The 18,329-nt window shown below is 69.7% G+C and carries 14 protein-coding genes and 3 pseudogenes; 12 read left to right on the top strand and 5 right to left on the bottom strand.

Annotated elements, in window-relative coordinates; genetic code table 11:
• Positions 1-405: 405 nt before the first annotated feature.
• From ACTWQR_RS42025 to ACTWQR_RS42005, 5 genes are read left to right on the top strand one after another with little or no spacing between them, the layout of a single operon-like run.
• The gene (locus ACTWQR_RS42025; RefSeq protein ID WP_443232538.1) at positions 406-4,104 is read left to right on the top strand and encodes a nitrate reductase subunit alpha; all 3,699 of its coding nucleotides are present in this window, start codon (positions 406-408) and stop codon (positions 4,102-4,104) included.
• Position 4,105: 1 nt separating this feature from the next.
• Positions 4,106-5,662 carry a nitrate reductase subunit beta gene (narH, locus tag ACTWQR_RS42020; protein ID WP_443232537.1) on the top strand — a complete coding sequence of 519 codons (1,557 nt, stop codon included), beginning with the start codon at positions 4,106-4,108 and terminating at the stop codon, positions 5,660-5,662.
• A complete protein-coding gene (narJ, locus tag ACTWQR_RS42015; protein WP_443232536.1) occupies positions 5,659-6,453 on the top strand; it encodes a nitrate reductase molybdenum cofactor assembly chaperone in 795 nt (264 codons plus the stop codon). Before narH ends, narJ begins: the two co-directional genes overlap by 4 nt.
• Positions 6,450-7,220 carry a respiratory nitrate reductase subunit gamma gene (gene narI / locus ACTWQR_RS42010; RefSeq protein ID WP_443232535.1) on the top strand — a complete coding sequence of 257 codons (771 nt, stop codon included), beginning with the start codon at positions 6,450-6,452 and terminating at the stop codon, positions 7,218-7,220. The genes narJ and narI overlap by 4 nt, the downstream gene beginning before the upstream one ends.
• Entirely contained in the window at positions 7,217-7,852 is a 636-nt protein-coding gene (locus tag ACTWQR_RS42005; RefSeq protein ID WP_443232534.1) for a vitamin K epoxide reductase family protein, read from the top strand. Before narI ends, ACTWQR_RS42005 begins: the two co-directional genes overlap by 4 nt.
• An 82-nt stretch (positions 7,853-7,934) precedes the next feature.
• Here the strand turns inward: ACTWQR_RS42005 and ACTWQR_RS42000 are convergent.
• Positions 7,935-8,651, bottom strand: a pseudogene (locus ACTWQR_RS42000) (globin domain-containing protein); the annotation flags it as partial.
• Positions 8,652-9,327: 676 nt separating this feature from the next.
• On the opposite strand from ACTWQR_RS42000, the gene ACTWQR_RS41995 reads away from it, so the two are divergent.
• The 4 genes from ACTWQR_RS41995 to ACTWQR_RS41980 all read left to right on the top strand — a co-directional run bounded on the left by ACTWQR_RS41995 (position 9,328) and on the right by ACTWQR_RS41980 (position 12,276).
• Positions 9,328-9,903 carry a TetR/AcrR family transcriptional regulator gene (locus ACTWQR_RS41995; protein ID WP_443232533.1) on the top strand — a complete coding sequence of 192 codons (576 nt, stop codon included), beginning with the start codon at positions 9,328-9,330 and terminating at the stop codon, positions 9,901-9,903.
• A gap of 21 nt (positions 9,904-9,924) precedes the next feature.
• Positions 9,925-10,794 carry an SDR family NAD(P)-dependent oxidoreductase gene (locus ACTWQR_RS41990; protein ID WP_443232532.1) on the top strand — a complete coding sequence of 290 codons (870 nt, stop codon included), beginning with the start codon at positions 9,925-9,927 and terminating at the stop codon, positions 10,792-10,794.
• Positions 10,791-11,048: a dienelactone hydrolase family protein gene (locus ACTWQR_RS41985; protein WP_443232531.1), complete on the top strand. Its 258-nt coding sequence runs from the start codon at positions 10,791-10,793 to the stop codon at positions 11,046-11,048. Before ACTWQR_RS41990 ends, ACTWQR_RS41985 begins: the two co-directional genes overlap by 4 nt.
• Positions 11,049-11,136: 88 nt before the next feature.
• Entirely contained in the window at positions 11,137-12,276 is a 1,140-nt protein-coding gene (locus ACTWQR_RS41980; RefSeq protein WP_443232530.1) for an IS630 family transposase, read from the top strand.
• Between the two features lie 521 nt (positions 12,277-12,797).
• On the opposite strand, the gene ACTWQR_RS41975 is transcribed toward ACTWQR_RS41980, so the two are convergent.
• The 3 genes and pseudogenes from ACTWQR_RS41975 to ACTWQR_RS41965 form a co-directional block, all read right to left on the bottom strand.
• Positions 12,798-13,790, bottom strand: a complete 993-nt coding sequence (locus ACTWQR_RS41975; RefSeq protein ID WP_443232529.1) for an Acg family FMN-binding oxidoreductase — start codon at positions 13,788-13,790, stop codon at positions 12,798-12,800.
• 440 nt (positions 13,791-14,230) lie between these two features.
• Positions 14,231-14,456: pseudogene (locus ACTWQR_RS41970) on the bottom strand (NAD(P)-dependent oxidoreductase); the annotation flags it as partial.
• A 94-nt stretch (positions 14,457-14,550) separates the two neighbouring features.
• Positions 14,551-15,243 carry a response regulator gene (locus ACTWQR_RS41965; RefSeq protein ID WP_443232528.1) on the bottom strand — a complete coding sequence of 231 codons (693 nt, stop codon included), beginning with the start codon at positions 15,241-15,243 and terminating at the stop codon, positions 14,551-14,553.
• A gap of 356 nt (positions 15,244-15,599) precedes the next feature.
• Here ACTWQR_RS41965 and ACTWQR_RS41960 point away from each other — a divergent pair, with 356 nt between their 5' ends.
• The 3 genes and pseudogenes from ACTWQR_RS41960 to ACTWQR_RS41950 all read left to right on the top strand — a co-directional run bounded on the left by ACTWQR_RS41960 (position 15,600) and on the right by ACTWQR_RS41950 (position 17,661).
• Complete coding sequence (locus tag ACTWQR_RS41960; RefSeq protein ID WP_443232527.1) at positions 15,600-16,472, top strand: universal stress protein; 873 nt, start codon at positions 15,600-15,602, stop codon at positions 16,470-16,472.
• A gap of 50 nt (positions 16,473-16,522) precedes the next feature.
• Positions 16,523-16,781, top strand: a pseudogene (locus ACTWQR_RS41955) (hypothetical protein); the annotation flags it as partial.
• A 235-nt stretch (positions 16,782-17,016) separates the two neighbouring features.
• Positions 17,017-17,661, top strand: a complete 645-nt coding sequence (locus tag ACTWQR_RS41950; RefSeq protein ID WP_443232526.1) for a hypothetical protein — start codon at positions 17,017-17,019, stop codon at positions 17,659-17,661.
• On the opposite strand, the gene ACTWQR_RS41945 is transcribed toward ACTWQR_RS41950, so the two are convergent.
• On the bottom strand, positions 17,627-17,782 hold the full coding sequence (locus tag ACTWQR_RS41945) for a hypothetical protein (protein WP_443232525.1): 156 nt from the start codon (positions 17,780-17,782) through the stop codon (positions 17,627-17,629). The genes ACTWQR_RS41950 and ACTWQR_RS41945 overlap by 35 nt on opposite strands.
• Positions 17,783-18,329: the final 547 nt, after the last annotated feature.

Below are 18,329 nucleotides of genomic sequence, written 5' to 3'. Positions count from 1 at the left end.
GACGGTGTCTCCAGCAGGTCCACGGTCGGCTCGGCCGACCGGTGCGGGTGTGTACGGCATTCCGAGGTGTTGGCACTGGCGAGGAGGAGGCGTCCGGCCGCGAGGGCGGCCGGAAGCACGACCGAACCGGGCGCCACGCGCCGTACGCGCTACACCTGCGGCGGCCAGGGACGGGGGAAATTGGCCGCCTGGCAGGCACGGAATGCGGTCGTACAGATGGGCATCTGCGGTTCGATCAATGCCCAGCATGCATCGCCGGCCACACCCGCCTACCCGGCCGACCGGGCCCCACCACCGGGACCATCGGGCCCCATTACGACCGCCCGGACTGGGCCGGAAGGTCATCCAGCGGGGACCGCCCGGCCCCGGGCGCACCCCGGCCCGCGCCGCTTAGCGTTCCTGGCCATGGAGAACGATCAGAACGCACGGCAGCGGGAGTCGCACGCCGGTGAAGGCTGGCCGCTGGCCGCCCGTCGGCTGCTGACGCGCCGTGAGGTGTCGGCCGACGGACGCGCCGTGTTCGGCGAGAACGACGGCAAGTGGGAGGGCTTCTACCGGGACCGGTGGGCGCACGACAAGGTGGTGCGCTCCACGCACGGCGTGAACTGCACCGGATCCTGCTCGTGGATGGTGTACGTCAAGGACGGCATCATCACGTGGGAGCACCAGGCCACCGACTACCCCTCGATCGGCACGGACTGCCCCGAGTACGAGCCGCGCGGCTGCCCGCGCGGTGCCTCGTTCTCCTGGTACACCTACTCCCCCAGCCGGGTCCGCTACCCATACGTCCGGGGCGCGTTGCTGAAGATGTGGCGCGAAGCCCGCAAGCGGCTCGGCGACCCGGTGGCGGCCTGGGCCGAGATCACGGGCGACCCGGCAAAGGCACGCGCCTACAAGCGGGCCCGCGGCAAGGGCGGCCTCGTGCGCGCCGACTGGGACGAGGCCAGCGAACTGATCGCCGCCGCCCAGGTGCACACCGTCAAGGCGTACGGACCCGACCGCGTCGCCGGCTTCTCGCCCATCCCGGCGATGTCGATGGCGTCGTTCGCGGCCGGAGCGCGGTTCCACTCGCTGATCGGCGGCACCCTGCTGTCGTTCTACGACTGGTACGCCGACCTGCCGATCGCCTCACCGCAGGTGTTCGGCGACCAGACCGACGTACCGGAGGCCGCGGACTGGTGGAACGCGGGTTATCTGATCATGTGGGGCTCCAACATCCCCGTCACCCGCACGCCCGACGCGCACTTTCTCACCGAGACCCGCTACAACGGCACGAAGGTCGTCGCGGTCAGTCCCGACTACGCCGACAACGTCAAGCACGCCGACGAATGGCTCGCCCCGCACCCCGGTACGGACGGCGCACTGGCGATGGCCATGGGTCACGTGATCCTGCGCGAGTTCCTCGTCGACCGCGAAGTGCCGTACTTCCAGGACTACATGCGCACGTTCACCGACGCCCCGTTCCTGGTGACCCTGCGCGAGCACGACCGCGGACTCGTCCCCGACGGGTTCCTGACCGCCGCCGATCTGGGCCATGAGGACGAGCATGCCGAGTCCAAGACGGTGCTCCTGGACCGGGCCACCGGCGAACCGGTGGTCCCCGGCGGCTCGCTCGGCTTCCGGTGGGGGGAAGCCGGGCGAGGCCGCTGGAACCTCGACCTGGGCGATGTGGTGCCCGAGCTGAGTCTGCTCGAACGGGCCGAGGAGACGGCCGAGATCGCGCTGCCCCGGTTCGACGAGGGCGCCACCGAGGGCGGCTCGGTCATGGTCCGCGGCGTTCCGGTCCGCAGGATCGGCGGACGGCTCGTCACCACGGTGTTCGATCTGATGCTGGCACAGTACGGGGTGAAGCGGCCGGGTCTGCCGGGCAGCTGGCCGTCGTCGTACGAGGACACGTCCGAGCCCTACACCCCGGCCTGGCAGGAGACGATCACCTCGGTACCGGCGGAGCAGGCGGCCCGCATCGCCCGGGAGTTCGCCCGCAACGCCGAGCGCACGAACGGCCGGTCCATGATCGCGATGGGTGCCGGTACCAACCACTGGTTCCACTCGGACACCATCTACCGCGCCTTCCTGGCGCTGACCACGATGACCGGCTGCCAGGGCGTCAACGGCGGCGGCTGGGCGCACTACGTCGGCCAGGAGAAGGTCCGCCCCGTCACCGGGCAGCAGCACCTGTCGTTCGCCTTCGACTGGCAGCGGCCCACCCGGCACATGGCGGGCACCTCCTACTGGTACCTGAACTCCGACCAGTGGCGCTACGAGGCGTTCGGGCCCGACGAACTGGCGTCCCCGCTCGGTGACGGGCGGTTCGAGGGCAAGGGGTTCGCCGACTGCCTGGCGCAGGCCGTGCGGCTGGGCTGGACTCCCGGTCACCCCGGCTTCAACCGCAACCCCCTCGATCTGACCGACGAGGCGGCGCGGGCGGGCCGTCCGGTCGCCGAGCACATCGTCGACGAGCTGAAGTCGGGGCGGCTGCGGTTCGCCGTCGAGGACCCCGACGACCCGGCCAACTTCCCGCGCGTGCTGACCGTGTGGCGCGCCAACCTGCTCGGCTCCTCCGGCAAGGGCAACGAGTACTTCCTGCGCCACCTACTGGGCACGGACGCGGCGGTCCGCTCCGAGGAGACCCCGCCCGAGGGGCGTCCGAAGGACGTGGTGTGGCGGGAGGATGCCCCCGAGGGCAAGCTCGACCTGCTGGTCACCATGGACTTCCGGATGACATCCACCGGCCTGTTCTCCGATGTCGTCCTCCCGGCCGCCACCTGGTACGAGAAGGACGACCTGTCGTCGACCGACATGCACCCCTTTGTACATGCCTTCACCCCGGCCATCGCCCCGCCGTGGCAGGCCCGCACCGACTACGACACCTTCCTGACCATCGCCGACAGGTTCAGCGAACTGGCCGCGGAGCACCTGGGCACTCGTACCGACGTCCTCGCGGTGCCGCTGCTGCATGACACGCCCGACGAACTCGCCCAGCCCGGGGGCGTCGTACGGGACTGGAAGGCCGGCGAATGCGAACCCGTCCCCGGGCGGACCATGCCCAAGCTCGTCGTCATCGAGCGCGACTACGCCGCGACCGCGCAGAAGATGCGCGCCGTCGGCCCGCTGCTCGACACACTGGGCACCACCACCAAGGGCGTCACCGTCCACCCGAATCAGGAGATCGAGGAACTGCGACGCCGTAACGGCACCGTCAGGGACGGCATCGCCGCCGGACGGCCCTCACTCGCCACCGCGAGCAACATGTGCGAGGCGATCCTCGCCCTGTCCGGCACCACCAACGGGCGTCTGGCCACGGAGGGCTTCCGCGAGTTGGAGCGGCAGACCGGCAGCAAGGGCCTGGTGGAACTGGCCTCCGAGCGCGAGGCCGAGCGGATCACCTTCGACGACACCCGCACCCAGCCCCGCTCGGTGATGACGTCGTACGAGTGGTCGGGCTCGGAGACCGGTGGCCGCCGCTACTCGCCATTCGTGATCAACACCGAGCACAAGAAGCCCTGGCACACCCTCACCGGCCGCCAGCACTTCTTCGTCCAGCACGACTGGATAGCCGAACTCGGCGAGCAACTCCCGGTCTACCGGCCCCCGTTGAACACGCCCAAGCACTACGGCGACGAGCGCCTGGGCGAGAGCGGCCGGGCCGAGGTCACGGTCCGCTATCTGACCCCGCACTCGAAGTGGTCCATCCACTCGAACTACCAGGACAACAAGTACATGCTCGACCTGTCCCGCGGCGGCCCGACGATCTGGATGTCCACCGCCGACGCCGAGAAGATCGGCGTGAAGGACAACGAGTGGATCGAGGCATACAACCGCAACGGCGTCGTCGCCGCCCGGGCCGTGGTCACGCACCGCATGCCCACAGGCACCGTGTACATGTACCACGCCCAGGACCGCAACGTGAACGTGCCGAAGACCGAGGTCAGCGGCAAGCGCGGCGGCATCCACAACTCACTCACCCGGCTCCTGCTCAAGCCCACCCATCTCGCGGGCGGCTACGCCCAGTTCACCTACGCCTTCAACTACTACGGCCCGACCGGCAACCAGCGCGACGAGGTCACCGTCATCCGCCGCCGCAGCCAGCAAGTGGAGTACTGACATGCCCCCCGGCGAAGCCACCATCGGACGCGTGATGGCACAGATCGCGATGGTCATGAACCTCGACAAGTGCATCGGCTGCCACACCTGCTCCGTCACCTGCAAGCAGACGTGGACCAACCGCACCGGAGTCGAGTACGCCTGGTTCAACAACGTCGAGACCAAGCCCGGCGTCGGCTACCCCCGCCGCTACGAGGACCAGGAACACTGGAAAGGCGGCTGGATGCTCGACAAGCGCGGACGCCTCGTCCTGCGCTCCGGCGGCCGGATCAAGCGGCTCCTGTCACTGTTCTCCAACCCGGACCTGCCGTCCATCGAGGACTACTACGAGCCGGTCACCTACGACTACGACAACCTCGTCAGCGCCCCCGCCGGCCAGGACATCCCCGTCGCCCGCCCCCGCTCCGTGCTCACCGGCAGGCCCACCGCCATCACCTGGGGCGCCAACTGGGAGGACGGCCTGGGCGGTGCGCCCGAGAACGCCGGCGGCGACCCGAACCTCACCGGCGAGTGGGCGGAGAAGGTCAAGTTCGAGTTCGAGCAGACCTTCCTCTTCCACCTGCCCCGCCTGTGCGAGCACTGCCTCAACCCGGCCTGCGTCTCCGCCTGTCCGTCCGGCGCGATGTACAAGCGTGTCGAGGACGGCATCGTTCTCGTCGACCAGGACCGCTGCCGAGGCTGGCGGATGTGCGTGACGGCCTGTCCGTACAAGAAGGTGTACGTCAACCACGCCACCGGCAAGGCCGAGAAGTGCACCTTCTGCTTCCCACGCATCGAGGCCGGCCAGCCCACCGTCTGCTCCGAGACCTGCGTGGGCCGCCTGCGCTACCTGGGGCTGCTGCTGTACGACGCCGACCGCGTCGGCGAGGCCGCAGCCACCCCCGACGAGCACGACCTGCTGGACGCCCAGCGCGGCGTCTTCCTCGACCCGCACGACCCCGACGTGATCGCGGCCGCGCGGGAGTCGGGGATACCGGAGGACTGGCTGGACGCGGCGCGCCGCTCCCCGGTGTACGACCTGGTCATGCGGTACAAGGTGGCGCTGCCGTTGCATCCCGAGTACCGCACCCTGCCCATGGTCTGGTACGTACCCCCGCTCTCCCCCGTCCTCGACGCCGTCGACGCCGCGGGCGGCAACCAGGACAACCCCGACCACGTCTTCGCCGCCGTCACCCGGCTGCGCATCCCACTGGAGTACCTGGCGGAGCTGTTCACCGCCGGGGACGCCGATGTGGTCGCCGGGGTGCTGATGAAACTCACCGCGCTGCGCTCGTACATGCGCGAGCGCACCCTCGGCGAGGCCGGGGACGAGGCGACGCTCAAGGCCGTGGGGCTCACGGCACGTGAGGCGGAGGACCTGCACCGGCTGCTCGCCGTCGCCAAGTACCAGGACCGGTACGTCGTCCCCGCCGCCCACAAGGAGGACGCGGCCGCGCTGACCGCGATGGAGAGCCGCTGCCCGGTCGAATCGTCCGGCGACCAGACGGACGACGGTGGCCGACGGGTGATGCTCGGCATCCCCACGCTGCGCCGCAAGACCGCCGGAGGCCAGTCGTGAGCCCGCTGCCCGCAGCCATTCCCGCCCTCGTCCGCACCCGTGTCCGCGCGGCCGTACGCCGCCCGGCCCGGCTCACGCCCGAGGAACTGGAGGCGCGCACCCTGCTGCTGCGCCTGTGCTCGCTGCTCCTGCAGTACCCGGACACCGAACTCGCCACCGCCCGCCCGGCGCTGACAGCCACCATCGAGGCGCTGCCGCCCTCGCCGGCCGCAGAGGACCTGGCCACCTTCACCTCCTGGTTCGCCGGGCAGGAACCGGAGACGTTGGAGCGCCACTACGTCGAGATGTTCGACCTGCGCCGCAAGAGCAGCCTCTACCTCACCTACTACCTGCACGGCGACACCCGCCGCCGGGGCATGGCCCTGCTCACCTTGAACCAGCGGTACAAGGCCGCGGGCTGGGACACCGACGGGGGTGAACTGCCCGACCACCTGCCGGTCGTGCTGGAGTTCGCCGCCCTGGCGGGTCCGGGCGGCGGCGAGGCACCGCTGCGCCAGCACCGGCGCGGTCTTGAGCTGATCCACCGGGCACTGACCGACTCCGACTCGCCGTACCGGCACGTACTGGCCGCGCTGCTCACCCTGCTGCCACCGCCCACCGAGGCGGACCGCGCGGCGGTGGCCCAACTGGTCGCCGAGGGCCCGCCGAACGAGGAGGTCGGCCTCGACCCCTACGGGACGTACGGGGAGGGGGAGTTCGCCCCTCCCGGCACCTTCGTGCCGCCGATGGCCGCTCCGCCGACCCGCGTGTCGCCGCCCGCCCCGACCAGCCGCACGGAAGGAACCCGATGAACACCTCGCTCTCCGCCTCGGCGAGCGGCGCCGATCTGCTCCTGTGGGTCGCAGTCCCCTACATCTGCCTCGCCGTGTTCGTGGTGGGACACGTCTGGCGCTACCGCCAGGATCAGTTCGGCTGGACCACCCACACGAGCCAGCTCCTCGAACACCGCTGGCTGCGCTGGGGCAGCCCGCTGTTCCACCTCGGCGCCTTCATGGTCATCGCCGGGCATGTCGTGGGGCTCGCCATTCCCGACTCGTGGACCGAGGCCGTCGGCATCACCGAGCACGCCTACCACACCACAGCCGTCTGGGCCGGTTCGGTGGCGGGCATCGCCATGGTCGCGGGCCTCGGCATGCTGTGCGCCCGCAGGCTGCTGACCCGCCGGATCCGGCTCGGCACCGACCGCAGCGACAAGCTCCTCTTCCCGCTGCTGTCCGCCACCGTCCTGCTCGGCATCACCGCCACCGCCGCCCACAACGTCTTCGGTGCCGGCTACGACTACCGCTCCACCGTCTCCGTCTGGTTCCGCGGCCTGTTCGTCCTCCAGCCGCAGCCGGAGGCGATCGCCGGAGCCCCACTGCTCTTCCAGCTCCACGCCCTGACCGCCTTCCTGCTCTTCGCGGCCTGGCCGTTCACGCGCCTTGTCCACGTGTGGAGCGCCCCGATCGGCTACCTGGCCCGCCCGTACCTGGTCTACCGGCGGCGCGCCACACCGGCCGCGGCCCCGACGGCAGGCGGCCGGCCCCGGCCGGCCTCCAGCTCCCGGCGAGCCGCATGAGCCACGGCCCCACCCTCGCACCGGACGCCACGACCACCCCGCGCCCGCGCACCGTGGGCGCGAGCCGCCGAACGGGCCTGGTCATGCTCTCCACAGGGACCGTCGGCTGGCTCGCCTCCTTCCAACTCACCGTGGACGACTGGCGGCTGCTCCGCGACCCCGCCTACCAACCGCCCTGCAACATCAGCCCTGTTGTGAGCTGCGGCAGCGTCATGTCCAGCCCGCAGGGCAGCCTGTTCGGCTTCCCCAACATGCTGCTCGGCCTCGGCGCCTTCGCCGCCGTAACCGCCCTGGGCATCGCCGTGCTCTCCGGGACGCGCCTGCACCGGCGGCTGTGGCTCGCGCTGGACGCAGGAGCTCTGGTGGGAGTGGTGTTCGTCCACTGGCTCATCGGGCAGTCGCTCTACGAGCTCAACAAGCTCTGCCCCTACTGCGCCGTAGTCTGGGTCGTGACCATCGCCCTGTTCTGGTACGTCACCCTGCACTGCCTGGAACGGGGAATCATCCCTGTGCCCCGGGGTGTGCTGCAGGTCTTCCGGGACACGCACTGGATGCTGCTCGGCGCCTGGTACGGGGTGATCGTGCTGCTCGTCCTCACCCGCTTCTGGCCGTACTGGAGCAGCCTGCTGTAACCGACACCGCACTCCGCTCCCAGGTCACACGGATGAGAGAACAGCCACCAATCATGGACGGCGTTTGAGTCGGCCTGCATCCGCGTAGGGCGTGGTGGGCCGGGGAACGGTCAGCGTGCATGACCGTGACGGGGCGACCGGCGCCCGTGGCGGCAAGATGCCCGAGCATCCCGACCATCGGGGTGCAGCCGATGCCGGCCGAGACCAGCAGGAGCGGGCTATCGGCGTCATCGAGGACCACGTCGCCGTACGGGGCGGACGGGCTGAGCTCGTCGCCGTCCCGGATCGTGCGGTGCAGTTCGTTGGACACCTCGCCCTCGGGGGCGTCCGCCACACTCGCGACGCGTTTGACGGTGATACGGCGCAGAGCCCGGACGCTGACGTACTGGCCGGCTCGGGTGGGCGGCGCAGGGCCTTCGTCGGCCCGGCGCAACAGGAAGGAGACTGCGTCGAAGGTTTCTCGCGCCGCTCCACCACGGTCCACTGCCGCCAGGGATACCGGGAACCGACCCGCGCCTCCTGGTAGAGGCAGGCCTCCTGGGTGATGAGGGCACCGGCCAGGAGGCCGTACACCTCCTCTCAGGCGGCGGCGACGTCCGGGGTGACCGCGTTGCCGAGTACGCGGCGACGGCGCGGAACAGGTACTTGTGCACGATCATGTACTGGTGATCGGTCACCCCGAGTGCGCGTGCTGGTGGGCGATGCGGGGCAGCAGCGCGTCCGGGCGGGCGTCGGGGTCGGGGTCGGCGAGCAACGCCTCGGCGAATGCCGCGATGGCCCCCGCCAGGGTACGGCGCTGTTAGCGTCTCTAATCAGCTAAGTGGTCCACTCCGGAAGTCCTTCGGGGGTTGACCGGGGCACTTCTCTCGTGGTTTCCGTGGGCCGGTGGCGGAGTGGACGGGCGACCGGTGCCGGTGTGTGCGCTGTTGGCTAGGCGAGGCCGCTCTACGGGATCCGGGAGATCCGAGCCTGGATCTGGCCCGAAGTTTCACTCGGTGGCGGCATGCCGTGCGTGCTGTAGGCCGGCCGCCGGGCGCTAATACGAGCGGGGGGCAAGAGACGTGAGGATGATCTCCCGCGCCGCGCTGACGTAGCCGCGAGGGCGCCTGGGTCCCCTCCGATGCGGCCAAATGCTCTTTATGGGCGTACGTGCATAGTCGTTCGCCGCGGGCCCTCACTTGTCGGAGTAGACACTTTAGGCTCAATGTGTAAAGCTGAGCCCAAAGCCCAGTGAGGAGTGTGATGACGACGCAGACCTGGACCGGGAGCCGAATCTCGGACATGGCCGGCCAAACACCGATCGCGACACGGGCGGACTCGGACCCATCTGTACGACCATCGCGGTCCGGCGTGCGCAGGGCGCAGCGCCATACGGGCCCAGGACGCGAATGGCGCGTCGGCCGCGGGGAGGCGAACGCGGACCTGACGGGTATGGACTACGCGCCCCTCAGGCGGCGGGAAGCGCAGGTGCCCGCGTGACGAGCCAGAGCGGGCGGGCGCTGTCGCGCAGTGAGGAGATCGCGGACGCCGCGATGCCGGTCTTCATGCGCTTCGGCCTACGCAAGACATCCATGGACGACCTCGCCGAGGCAGCCGGGCTCTCCCGTCAGGGCCTGTACCTGCACTTCAAGAACAAGCAGCAGCTCTTCCACGCCAGCCTCCAGCGCGCGGTCGCCCAGACCCAGGCCGCCGTCGCCCAGGAACTGGCCAGAGCGGACCTACCGGCGCACGAGCGGCTGATGGGCGCCTTCATTGCGTTGCATGGACCCGCCGCCACGGCGACCAGCGAGGCGGTGAACGAACTCCTCGCCGCAGCGCGCACGTTGGGGGACTCGCTCCTGCACGACCTGGAGCGCTTCGTCGTCGAGGCGGTGGCCGACGTTCTCCGCGCCGAGGGGGCGCCGGAGCGCACCCCAGGCGTCTCCGCCGAGGACCTCGCCTTCCAGTTGCTCGCCGTCGCGGCCGGCGTCAAGCAACTCACCGTCCCGCCCAGCGACCGAGCCCGGCACATCCAAATCGCGATCGCTCTTGTCCTCGGCCCAGCCGACTAACCCCCCACGACTGGACACACCATGACGTCAACTGAAACCCAAAAGCTGGTCGTAGTCACCGGAGCCTCCACGGGCATGGGCGCGTCAGCCGCCCGCGAACTGGCCCGGCAGGGATTCCACGTCCTGGCCGGCGTGCGACGCGACCGTGACGCCGACGCCATCCGATCGACCGGCATCGAGCCGGTCATCCTCGACATCACCAAGTCCGAGCACGTGGAGGCACTCGCCGCGCGGGTCGCCGACGACTCGCGCGCACTGCACGCACTCGTCAACAACGCCGGCATCCAGGTGAACGCCCCGGTCGAAGCCCTGCCAATGGCCGAGTGGCGGCGGGTCTTCGAAGTCAACCTGTTCGGCCACATCGCCGTCACCCAGGCGCTCCTGCCCGCACTGCTGCGTAGCAAGGGCCGCGTGATTAACATCAGCTCGATCGGCGGCAAGTACGCCATGGCCACATACGGCGCGTACGCCGGCGCGAAGTTCGCCCTGGAAGCAGTCAGCGACTCACTCCGCCGCGAGGTCGCACCGCTGGGCGTACAGGTCGTCGTGGTCGAGCCCGGCGGCGTCCGCACGGAGATCGCGGCCCGCGGGATCGCGACGGCCAACGACCTGGCGGCCAAGATGACACCGGAGCAGGATGAGCGCTACGGCAGCCTGGTCCAGGCGAACAACAAGTTGATGGCCTCGGGTACTGCATCGGGCCTGACCGCCGACGCCGCCGCCCGGGTCATCGCGAAGGCCGTGACGACCCGCAGACCGCGCACCCGCTACACCGCCGGCCGGGATGCCGCCCTGATCATGCGCCTGGGACCGATCCTGTCCGACCGCACACTCGACCGCATCCTCGCCGCCAACCTGCGCCGCCTCTCCCCAAAGGCAGCCACGGCATGACCCACCGTGTCAGCATGGTCGGGCTGAGCCTGGGCGGTCACATCGGCTACGTCGCAGCCACCGAGTTCGACCTCGCCGAAGTGGCCGTCTTCTACGGCGGCTGGCTGCCGAGCACCGACATCCCGATCAGCCGGCCCGAGCCGACGCTGTCGCTGACCCCGAACCTCACCGGACGTGTCCTCTTCCTCGTCGGGGAGGAGGACCATGTCGTGCCGCCCGCACAGCACACACTGCTGAACAGCGCCGAAAACTAACCAGCGAGGCTTCCGGGCCGTGCCGATGAGGGGAACTGGCCCGTGGCTCGTGTTCACCGCCCCCGGAGAGATGGGCCGCTTTTCTTCCATGCCCGTGTGCCCTGCCGTGCCGGTGGAACTGACCGCTTGTGAGCGCCATCGGCTCAAGAAGATGGCCTACGGCCACAAGACCCTGTATCAGGCACGCCAGCGGGCAACGGTCGTGCTGCTGGCAGCGCGGGGCCGCGGCAACGCCCGAATCGCTGCCGAAACCCACCTTCACGTGGACACCGTGCGCCGCTGGCGCGGCCGGTTCGCGGCTGGCCGGATGCCCGCCCTGGCCGACCGCAAGCGGCCAGGGCGACCACCGACGTTCACCGCGCTACAGATCGCCGAAGTCAAGGCGCTGGCCTGCCAGTTGCCCACCCAGTGCGGAACCCCGCTCTCACGTTGGTCATGCCCTGAACTCGCACGCGAGGCCGTCACCCGGGCCATCACCGAGACGATCTCCGCCTCCACGGTGCGCCGCTGGCTCAAGGACGACGCACTCAAGCCCTGGCAACACCGCTCCTGGATCTTCATCCGCGACCCGAACTTCCGCGCCACCGCTCAACGGGTCCTGAACCTGTATGCCCGCATCTTCGACGGCGCCCCGCTCGGCGAAGACGAGTACGTCATTTCCGCGGATGAGAAGACCTCCATCCAGGCCCGCTGCCGCTGCCACCCCACCCTGGCCCCGGGCCAGGCCCGCGCGATGCGCGTCAACCACACCTACGGACGCGGCGGAGCCCTGGCCTACCTGGCCGCCTACGACATCCACCGGGCCGAAGTCTTCGGCCGCTGTGAACAGACCACCGGCATCGTGCCGTTCATGAAACTGGTCGAGCAGGTGATGGCCAGCGAGCCCTACACCAGCGCGAAACGGGTCTTCTTCATCGTCGACAACGGCTCCTCGCATCGCGGCAAGCGGGCCATCGACCGTCTGGCCTCCAGGTTCCCGAACGCCGTAATGGTCCACACGCCCGTCCACGCATCCTGGCTGAACCAGATAGAGATCTTCTTCTCCATCGTGCAGCGCAAGGTCGTCCCACCCAACGACTTCACAGACCTCGACGAGGTCCGAAACCGGCTCCGAGCATTCGAAGACCGCTACAACGCCACGGCACAGCCGTTCCAGTGGAAGTTCACCACCTCCGACCTGAACGATCTGCTGGCCCAGCTCGACCGACACACACTCGCCGACCGATGAGAAGAATCCTCCGTCGCCCTGACCGCTTGATCAACCCCCGAAGGACTTCCGACGCCGACCACTAAGCGATCCCATGCAAGACGTAGTGTCTGGCGCGGGTTCTGCCCACCGTGGAGGGGTGGCGTGGGCGTGCAGGGGGAAACCCGCAGCCCAGCCCACCCGCTCCGCCAGCACGGTGGCGGGCAGGACTTCGCCGGTCCTTTCGTCCACACCCCCAAGCAGGAGGCCACGGGCGCAGGCGGTGCGGGCGGTATCGCCCTCGCGAAGCGGCAGCTTCCGGCTCACCTGACCCCTCCCCACCCGTGATGCTGTCATCCGATCAACGACACCCCCGTGAAAACGTCACACATTCGACTTAGGTACTCACCTACGGCCCGACACGGGTACCCGACGCACGGCATGACGTCGGCGGATGACGAATCATCAGGGATACCTAAGGAAAACGTGAGCCTGCGGCCCGGTTGCCGGGGTTGAACAGCGCGTCCAGCAGTTCGGGCCGCGCGGCGAACATCGTGTCGCAGTCAGGTGATCTCGAGAATGTCTCGTACCGGGCGGCGAGGCGTCGCGGGGCCGCGTGGGCCGTAGCCAAGACGCAGCACCATCTGTACCTGCCCGGTGCCCGACGCGGGATCGCGGGCCAACAGGCGCAGTTCGGGCTCTTCCAGGGCGTGAGAGGTCAGGGAGGTCGCCAGGTCGGCCAGGGTGGCCTCCAGCAGGACGCGTTCCAGTGCCTGCCCGGCGCGCAGCCAGTCGGTAGGGCCCTCTCCGCGGGTGCTCAGCAGGGCCAGGTGCGGGGTGTACTCGAAGGCGGTGGTGCCACGGTCGGCCACCGGACGCCGTCCGGAGAAGTCCCGCACAGGCGCCTTGCCGTTGCGTTTCCGCGGCCCGAAGGCGTACTCGGGGACGCCGTCGACGGCGGTGTCCGCCTCCGGTCCGAGCCGGGTCCAGCGAACCAGGTCCTCGTTGGCACCGGGGTCCATGAGGTCGCGGCTCTCGGCGTCGTGGGCCAGGTCGAGCACGGTCTCGGCGTGCCAGGGGCCGGGGAAGAGCAGGACGGCACCCTCCTGTGCCGCTGCGTCCTGCAAGGCGGCCCGCACGTCCTCGGGAATGTCCTTCTCGGCGAAGGGATGGCGGCTTGTGTGCCGTTGCCGGATCGCCGGGTGCAGTCGCGCCAGGTCCTCGTCCCGCACGCCGTGGACCGGGTCAGCCAGGTGGACGGCGGCGAGCAGCAGTGGATCGTCCGGCTCGGGCAGCAGGGTTGTCTCCGGGACGAGATCCGCGTGTGCCGCGGCGACGCGCAGGTTGAGCAGCGCGGCCCCGCAGCCGATGTGCAGGGCCCGGTTGTCGGGATCGGACCGGGGCATGGCCCGGTCGGGGTCGGCATACAGCAGCACGAAACGCTGGTCGGTCCGGTAGCGGAAGCGCCATGGCTGCGCGTTGTGCATGGACGGGGCCGCGCTGGCTTCGGCCACCAGTGTGGTCACGGTCTTCTCATCGAGTGGTCGCGAAGCCATGGCATCCTCCTTGCGTGTCGCCCGGGCGACGCAGATCCGAACCATCGAGTACCCCGGAGAGCGGATACGGGCACCACTGCGACTGCGGTGGTCGGTCGGCGCCCGACGCCAGATTCCTGTTTCCACCTGCCGGAACCGCTGGTCTCGTGGCCTTCCGCTCTTCGTGCGTGCGCCCTACCTCCAGACACCATGGCGCAGGGCGTCAAGCAAGGTGCCCATCAGCTCCCAGCTGGGTCCGATCGGCCCTCTTGCGCGTGCGGCCCTGGAGTGATCACCGAGTCAGGCTCGGACGCTGGGTTCGGTGTCCACGAGGGGATCCCCCGTCCCTCGTTCGAACGGCGCCCGCGCCGGTCGACGGCCCGTGGGAGGGCCCTGATGAGTTCCTTCCAGACGGCCACGATGTCGAGAACAGCCTGCCGTTCACCGGACTGGCCGGTCCCGCCCCCGCGCAAGGTCTCCAGCAGCACGCCGGTGCCCACCACGCCGCCCCGGCCGGAGTTGACCAGGACCGCGTCGTCCTTCATCAGGGCCAGGGCGCGGCCGTCGACGAGGTGGTGGGTGTCCGGGCGTTGCGGCACGTGCAGGCTGACCAGGTCCGCCTCGGCGAACCACTACTTCCCGTTCCACGTACCGCAGGCCCAGGGCCAGACCGTCGGGGTTCTCGGATGCGCTGCCAGCCTTCCGGCCGGGAATGCGATCGGGCTTGGGCCGTACGGGGGTGAGCCGGGGGACGTTCGGCCGTGCGGCTCACCCTGCGGCGTCAGTGTCCTTGTTGCTTGCGCCGGTCCTGGGCCTGGGTGGCGATCACGGCGGCCTGGATGCGGCGCTCCACGCCGAGCTTGGCCAGCAGGCGGGAGATGTGGTTCTTGACGGTCTTCTCGGCGAGGTAGAGCCGCTGGCCGATCTGGCGGTTGGTCAGGCCCTCGCCGATCAGGGCCAGGATCTCCCGCTCCCGCTCGGTCAGGCCTGGCAGGGCGTCGGGCTCGGGCTCCGGTTCCTGGCCCTGACGCAGACGGGCCATCAGCTTGGCGGTGGCACTGGGGTCGAGCAGGGACTGCCCGCGGGCGACGGTGCGCACGGCCGACACGAGGTCCGTGCCCTGGATCTGCTTCAGCACGTACCCGGAGGCGCCGGCCATGATCGAGTCGAGCAGGGCCTCCTCGTCGTCGAAGGAGGTGAGCATCAGGCAGGCCAGCTCCGGCATGCGCGAGCGCAGCTCGCGGCAGACGGTCACTCCGTCACCGTCGGGCAGGCGCACGTCGAGGACCGCCACCTGCGGGCGCAGCGCGGGAACACGCACCAGGGCCTGCTCCGCCGTGCCCGCCTCGCCGACCACGGTGATGTCCGGCTCGTCGTCCAGCAGGTCGCGCACCCCGCGGCGCACCACCTCGTGGTCGTCCAGCAGGAAGACCCGGATCGGGTTGTCGGGTCCGGGGCGCTCGCTGTCCGCCATCAACGGCTCCTGTCCTGTGTCGTCTTTCTCTGGCACCGGAAACCGCCAAATGGGCGAGACCGGTCCTTCCTGTCGCAGATCGTGCGCGTTTTAGGGCCGAACGGCCAGGGCCGGTCGGCCCTATTCGCTCTGTCGTTCCCATCTTCCCAGGAGTACCGATGTCCGTCGCCTACCCGGCGCCGGCCGGTGCCGAATGCTGAGCAGACCGGGTGGTCCTGCACCGTTGGGACCATGCCGTCCGAGTCGGGACCATCGGCCCCTGGAACCGCGGCCGCCCTGTCGTGAGGCTCGGGACAAGGGCCGGCGCAATCGTCCGCGGCCCGCTGGACCCGTATCGGACCCGGAGGTCTCTTCCCATGATTCGCCCCATCGCCGTCGGCCTGGACGGCTCCCCCGAAAGCCTGGCCGCCGCCGACTGGGCCGCCCGCGATGCGCAGCGCCGTGGCGTGCCGCTGCATCTGGTGCATGCCTGGATCTGGCAGCCACACGACGTGCCCGTCGCGCAGGACGTGGACACGCAGAAGCACTGGGCTCTGCACATGCTCCGGGAGGCCGAGGAGGAGCTGCGCGGGCGGCATCCGGAACTGACCGTCAGCACCGAGCAGATCTCCGACACTGCCGCCGAGGTGCTGCTGAACCAGGCAGAGAAGGCGGAGATGCTGGTGCTGGGCTCCAGCGGTCACGGCGCCATTGCGGGGTTCTTGCTCGGTTCCGTCGGACAGCGGGTGCTCGCCCGGGCGAACGGCCCGGTGGTCATGGTGCGGGCGAACGCCCGCTCGGCCGCCAAGCATGACGGCGGGGAGGTCGTGGTCGGGCTCGACGACTTGAGCGACCCGGCCGCGCCGCTGTTGGATTTCGCCTTCGACACGGCCGCCATCCGCAGGACCGCAGTGCGCGCCGTGCACGCGCCGAGCCTGCCGCCGCTGTACGGGTACGGCCCCGCTGTGGGGCGGCTGGCCGGCCAGGACGGCGGGATCACGGGGCAGGCGGAGCGGGCACTGTCCGACGCTCTCAAGCCGTGGCGCGAGAAGTACCCGCAGGTGCCGGTCGTCCTGACGGTCGATCTCGCCCGTCCGTCCGCGGTCGTGCTGCAGGCCGCCGCACAGGCCGGCCTCGTGGTGGTCGGCCGCCGCGTGCAACTGCCGGCGCTCGGCATGCGCATCGGGCCGGTGGCCCACGCGGTGCTGCACCACGCGGCCGCACCGGTCGCCGTGGTGCCCCACGGCTGAGGGCCGGGTTCCACTCGGCTTGAGGCCGGGTGGCCCCACGGGCGAGGACGGCCGCCACACCGACCGAGGGCGTGGAGTCGCTCGCCTCGCGGTGGAACGCCTACGGGACGCGGTGGGCATCGAGCCGTCGTTCCAGGCCCTCAGCGTCGACGAGCGCGCCTTCCTCGACGCGCTGCCCCAGCAAGCCCTCAACGCCTACGAGGACCAGTGCGCGCCCGCCAACCCGCGGATGCCCATGCTCGACGACATGCAGGAGATCTGCGAGTGGCTTACTACGGTCCCGTGCCCGTCGACATACCTGGGGAATAGGCTCCAGCGGTGATGGAGTCGAGCGCGACTGCGCATCGCAGTCGGCCACAGGGCCCCAGAGCAGCTGCCGGCCCGTCCGGGGCCCGTCGGCGACCCACACAGGGCTGATCGGCCCATACGTGGGTCCCTCCCGGCTCGTACCGTCAGAGATGGACCGGTGACGGCTCCTGGACGGAGGCTGGTCATGAACACTGCCTCGGACCTTCGCGCACACACGGAGCGAACCGGCGCCTTCGTGGACCTGTATTGGCTGCCTCTGGGCGCCGGCGGGGTGCGATTGGTGCGCTGGAACGGCCGCCTCTATGAGGCGATCGTCGCGCATCGCGAACACCGTGAAGCGCTCGATCTGTACCACTCGGCCTTGCAGGTCCAACTCGGCGGCGACAGCTACGTGATCGAGATGGCCCCGGTGTGGCGCACCGAGGAACCCGATCGTGGCGTGGTCACCGAGGGCCCTGTGGGGCTGCCGTGGCTAAGCCGCTCGCGACTGTTCCGCTACGAGGTCCGGCGATGGCGCAACGGGATCATCCCGGACCTCGCCGAGGCGGTCGCCAGTCCCCGGCGCCTGAGCACGGATACCGAGCGGGCGCGGCGGGTGCTGGATCTCGTACCGGACTTCCCGACGGTTACCTGGGGACGCGACGAACTGCGCGTCGGCGACATGTGGAATTCCAACTCGCTGATCTCCTGGCTGCTCGCTCTCAGCAGTCATCTCGTCGACGCGATCGATCTGCCTCCTCATGGGCGCGCGCCCGGGTGGACCGCGGGGATCGCCCTCGCGGCGCGGCAAGGCCAAACGACGACAACACACACTCGAGCACGGGCACTGAGAGCCCGTGACACGATCATGAGTGCGCCTTTTCGAGACGTCGCCGGCTGATCAGGCCGCAGGCCAGGGAGACGAAGGCGTCGTGGAGTTCGGTGCGGCGTTCCCATCGGACGGCGAGTCGTTTGAAGAGCAGGGCGAAGGTCTGCTCCACCACGTAGCGGAGCTTGTGCATGCCCTGTATGTTCGGGGCGCCCTTGCGGGAGATGACGGGCAGGATCCGGCGCTTGCTGTGGCAGTAACGGCTTGATCAGCACCCACAAGTCGTTGCCCACGATCCACGGCCGAGTACTCACACCAGCACGAACGGCCAAATCATCAGACCGGTCACGCCCGACCAGGACACCTCAACTGGAGGTGCACGCGGGCCTGCTGCCCCGCGGCGTGCCCGCCGACCGCATCCGCTGCGAGGTCGTCTGCCCCGGCCCGCTGGACACCACGCCCTGGCCGGCCACCCACGTCGGCCCGTGAGGGCCCGGTTCCCCCGTGGATCGATGTGCCGACGAATTCCCGATGTGATCAGCAAATTGTTGTGGACAAATCAAGACCAGCAAAGTATTGATGAAATGGTCTCGGTGAAACGTCGGTTCGTTGCAGTGATCGCCGATCAGCCGATGTTGTTCCGGCAAGCACGGTTGCCGCTCCAGGGGGAATTCAGCGGTTGTGCCTCACCCCTGCCGTGAAAGGCGGGGAAGCGGGCGCCACGGGGTATTCCTTTACGC

It is taken from the genome of Streptomyces sp. 2A115 (assembly GCF_052245575.1).
In the GTDB taxonomy this organism is placed as follows: Bacteria; Actinomycetota; Actinomycetes; order Streptomycetales; family Streptomycetaceae; genus Streptomyces.
This window is presented reverse-complemented; position numbering and strand designations above follow the sequence as displayed.

Excerpts from the sequence above, each read along its gene's own strand:
- narI (WP_443232535.1), top strand. The coding sequence starts at position 6,450 with ATGAACACCTCGCTCTCCGCCTCGGCGAGCGGCGCCGATCTGCTCCTG.
- ACTWQR_RS41990 (WP_443232532.1), top strand. The coding sequence starts at position 9,925 with ATGACGTCAACTGAAACCCAAAAGCTGGTCGTAGTCACCGGAGCCTCC.
- ACTWQR_RS41975 (WP_443232529.1), bottom strand. The coding sequence starts at position 13,790 with ATGGCTTCGCGACCACTCGATGAGAAGACCGTGACCACACTGGTGGCC.
- ACTWQR_RS41965 (WP_443232528.1), bottom strand. The coding sequence starts at position 15,243 with ATGGCGGACAGCGAGCGCCCCGGACCCGACAACCCGATCCGGGTCTTC.
- ACTWQR_RS41980 (WP_443232530.1), top strand. The coding sequence starts at position 11,137 with ATGCCCGTGTGCCCTGCCGTGCCGGTGGAACTGACCGCTTGTGAGCGC.
- ACTWQR_RS41945 (WP_443232525.1), bottom strand. The coding sequence starts at position 17,782 with ATGCACAAGCTCCGCTACGTGGTGGAGCAGACCTTCGCCCTGCTCTTC.
- ACTWQR_RS42025 (WP_443232538.1), top strand. The coding sequence starts at position 406 with ATGGAGAACGATCAGAACGCACGGCAGCGGGAGTCGCACGCCGGTGAA.
- ACTWQR_RS41960 (WP_443232527.1), top strand. The coding sequence starts at position 15,600 with ATGATTCGCCCCATCGCCGTCGGCCTGGACGGCTCCCCCGAAAGCCTG.
- narH (WP_443232537.1), top strand. The coding sequence starts at position 4,106 with ATGCCCCCCGGCGAAGCCACCATCGGACGCGTGATGGCACAGATCGCG.
- ACTWQR_RS42005 (WP_443232534.1), top strand. The coding sequence starts at position 7,217 with ATGAGCCACGGCCCCACCCTCGCACCGGACGCCACGACCACCCCGCGC.
- ACTWQR_RS41985 (WP_443232531.1), top strand. The coding sequence starts at position 10,791 with ATGACCCACCGTGTCAGCATGGTCGGGCTGAGCCTGGGCGGTCACATC.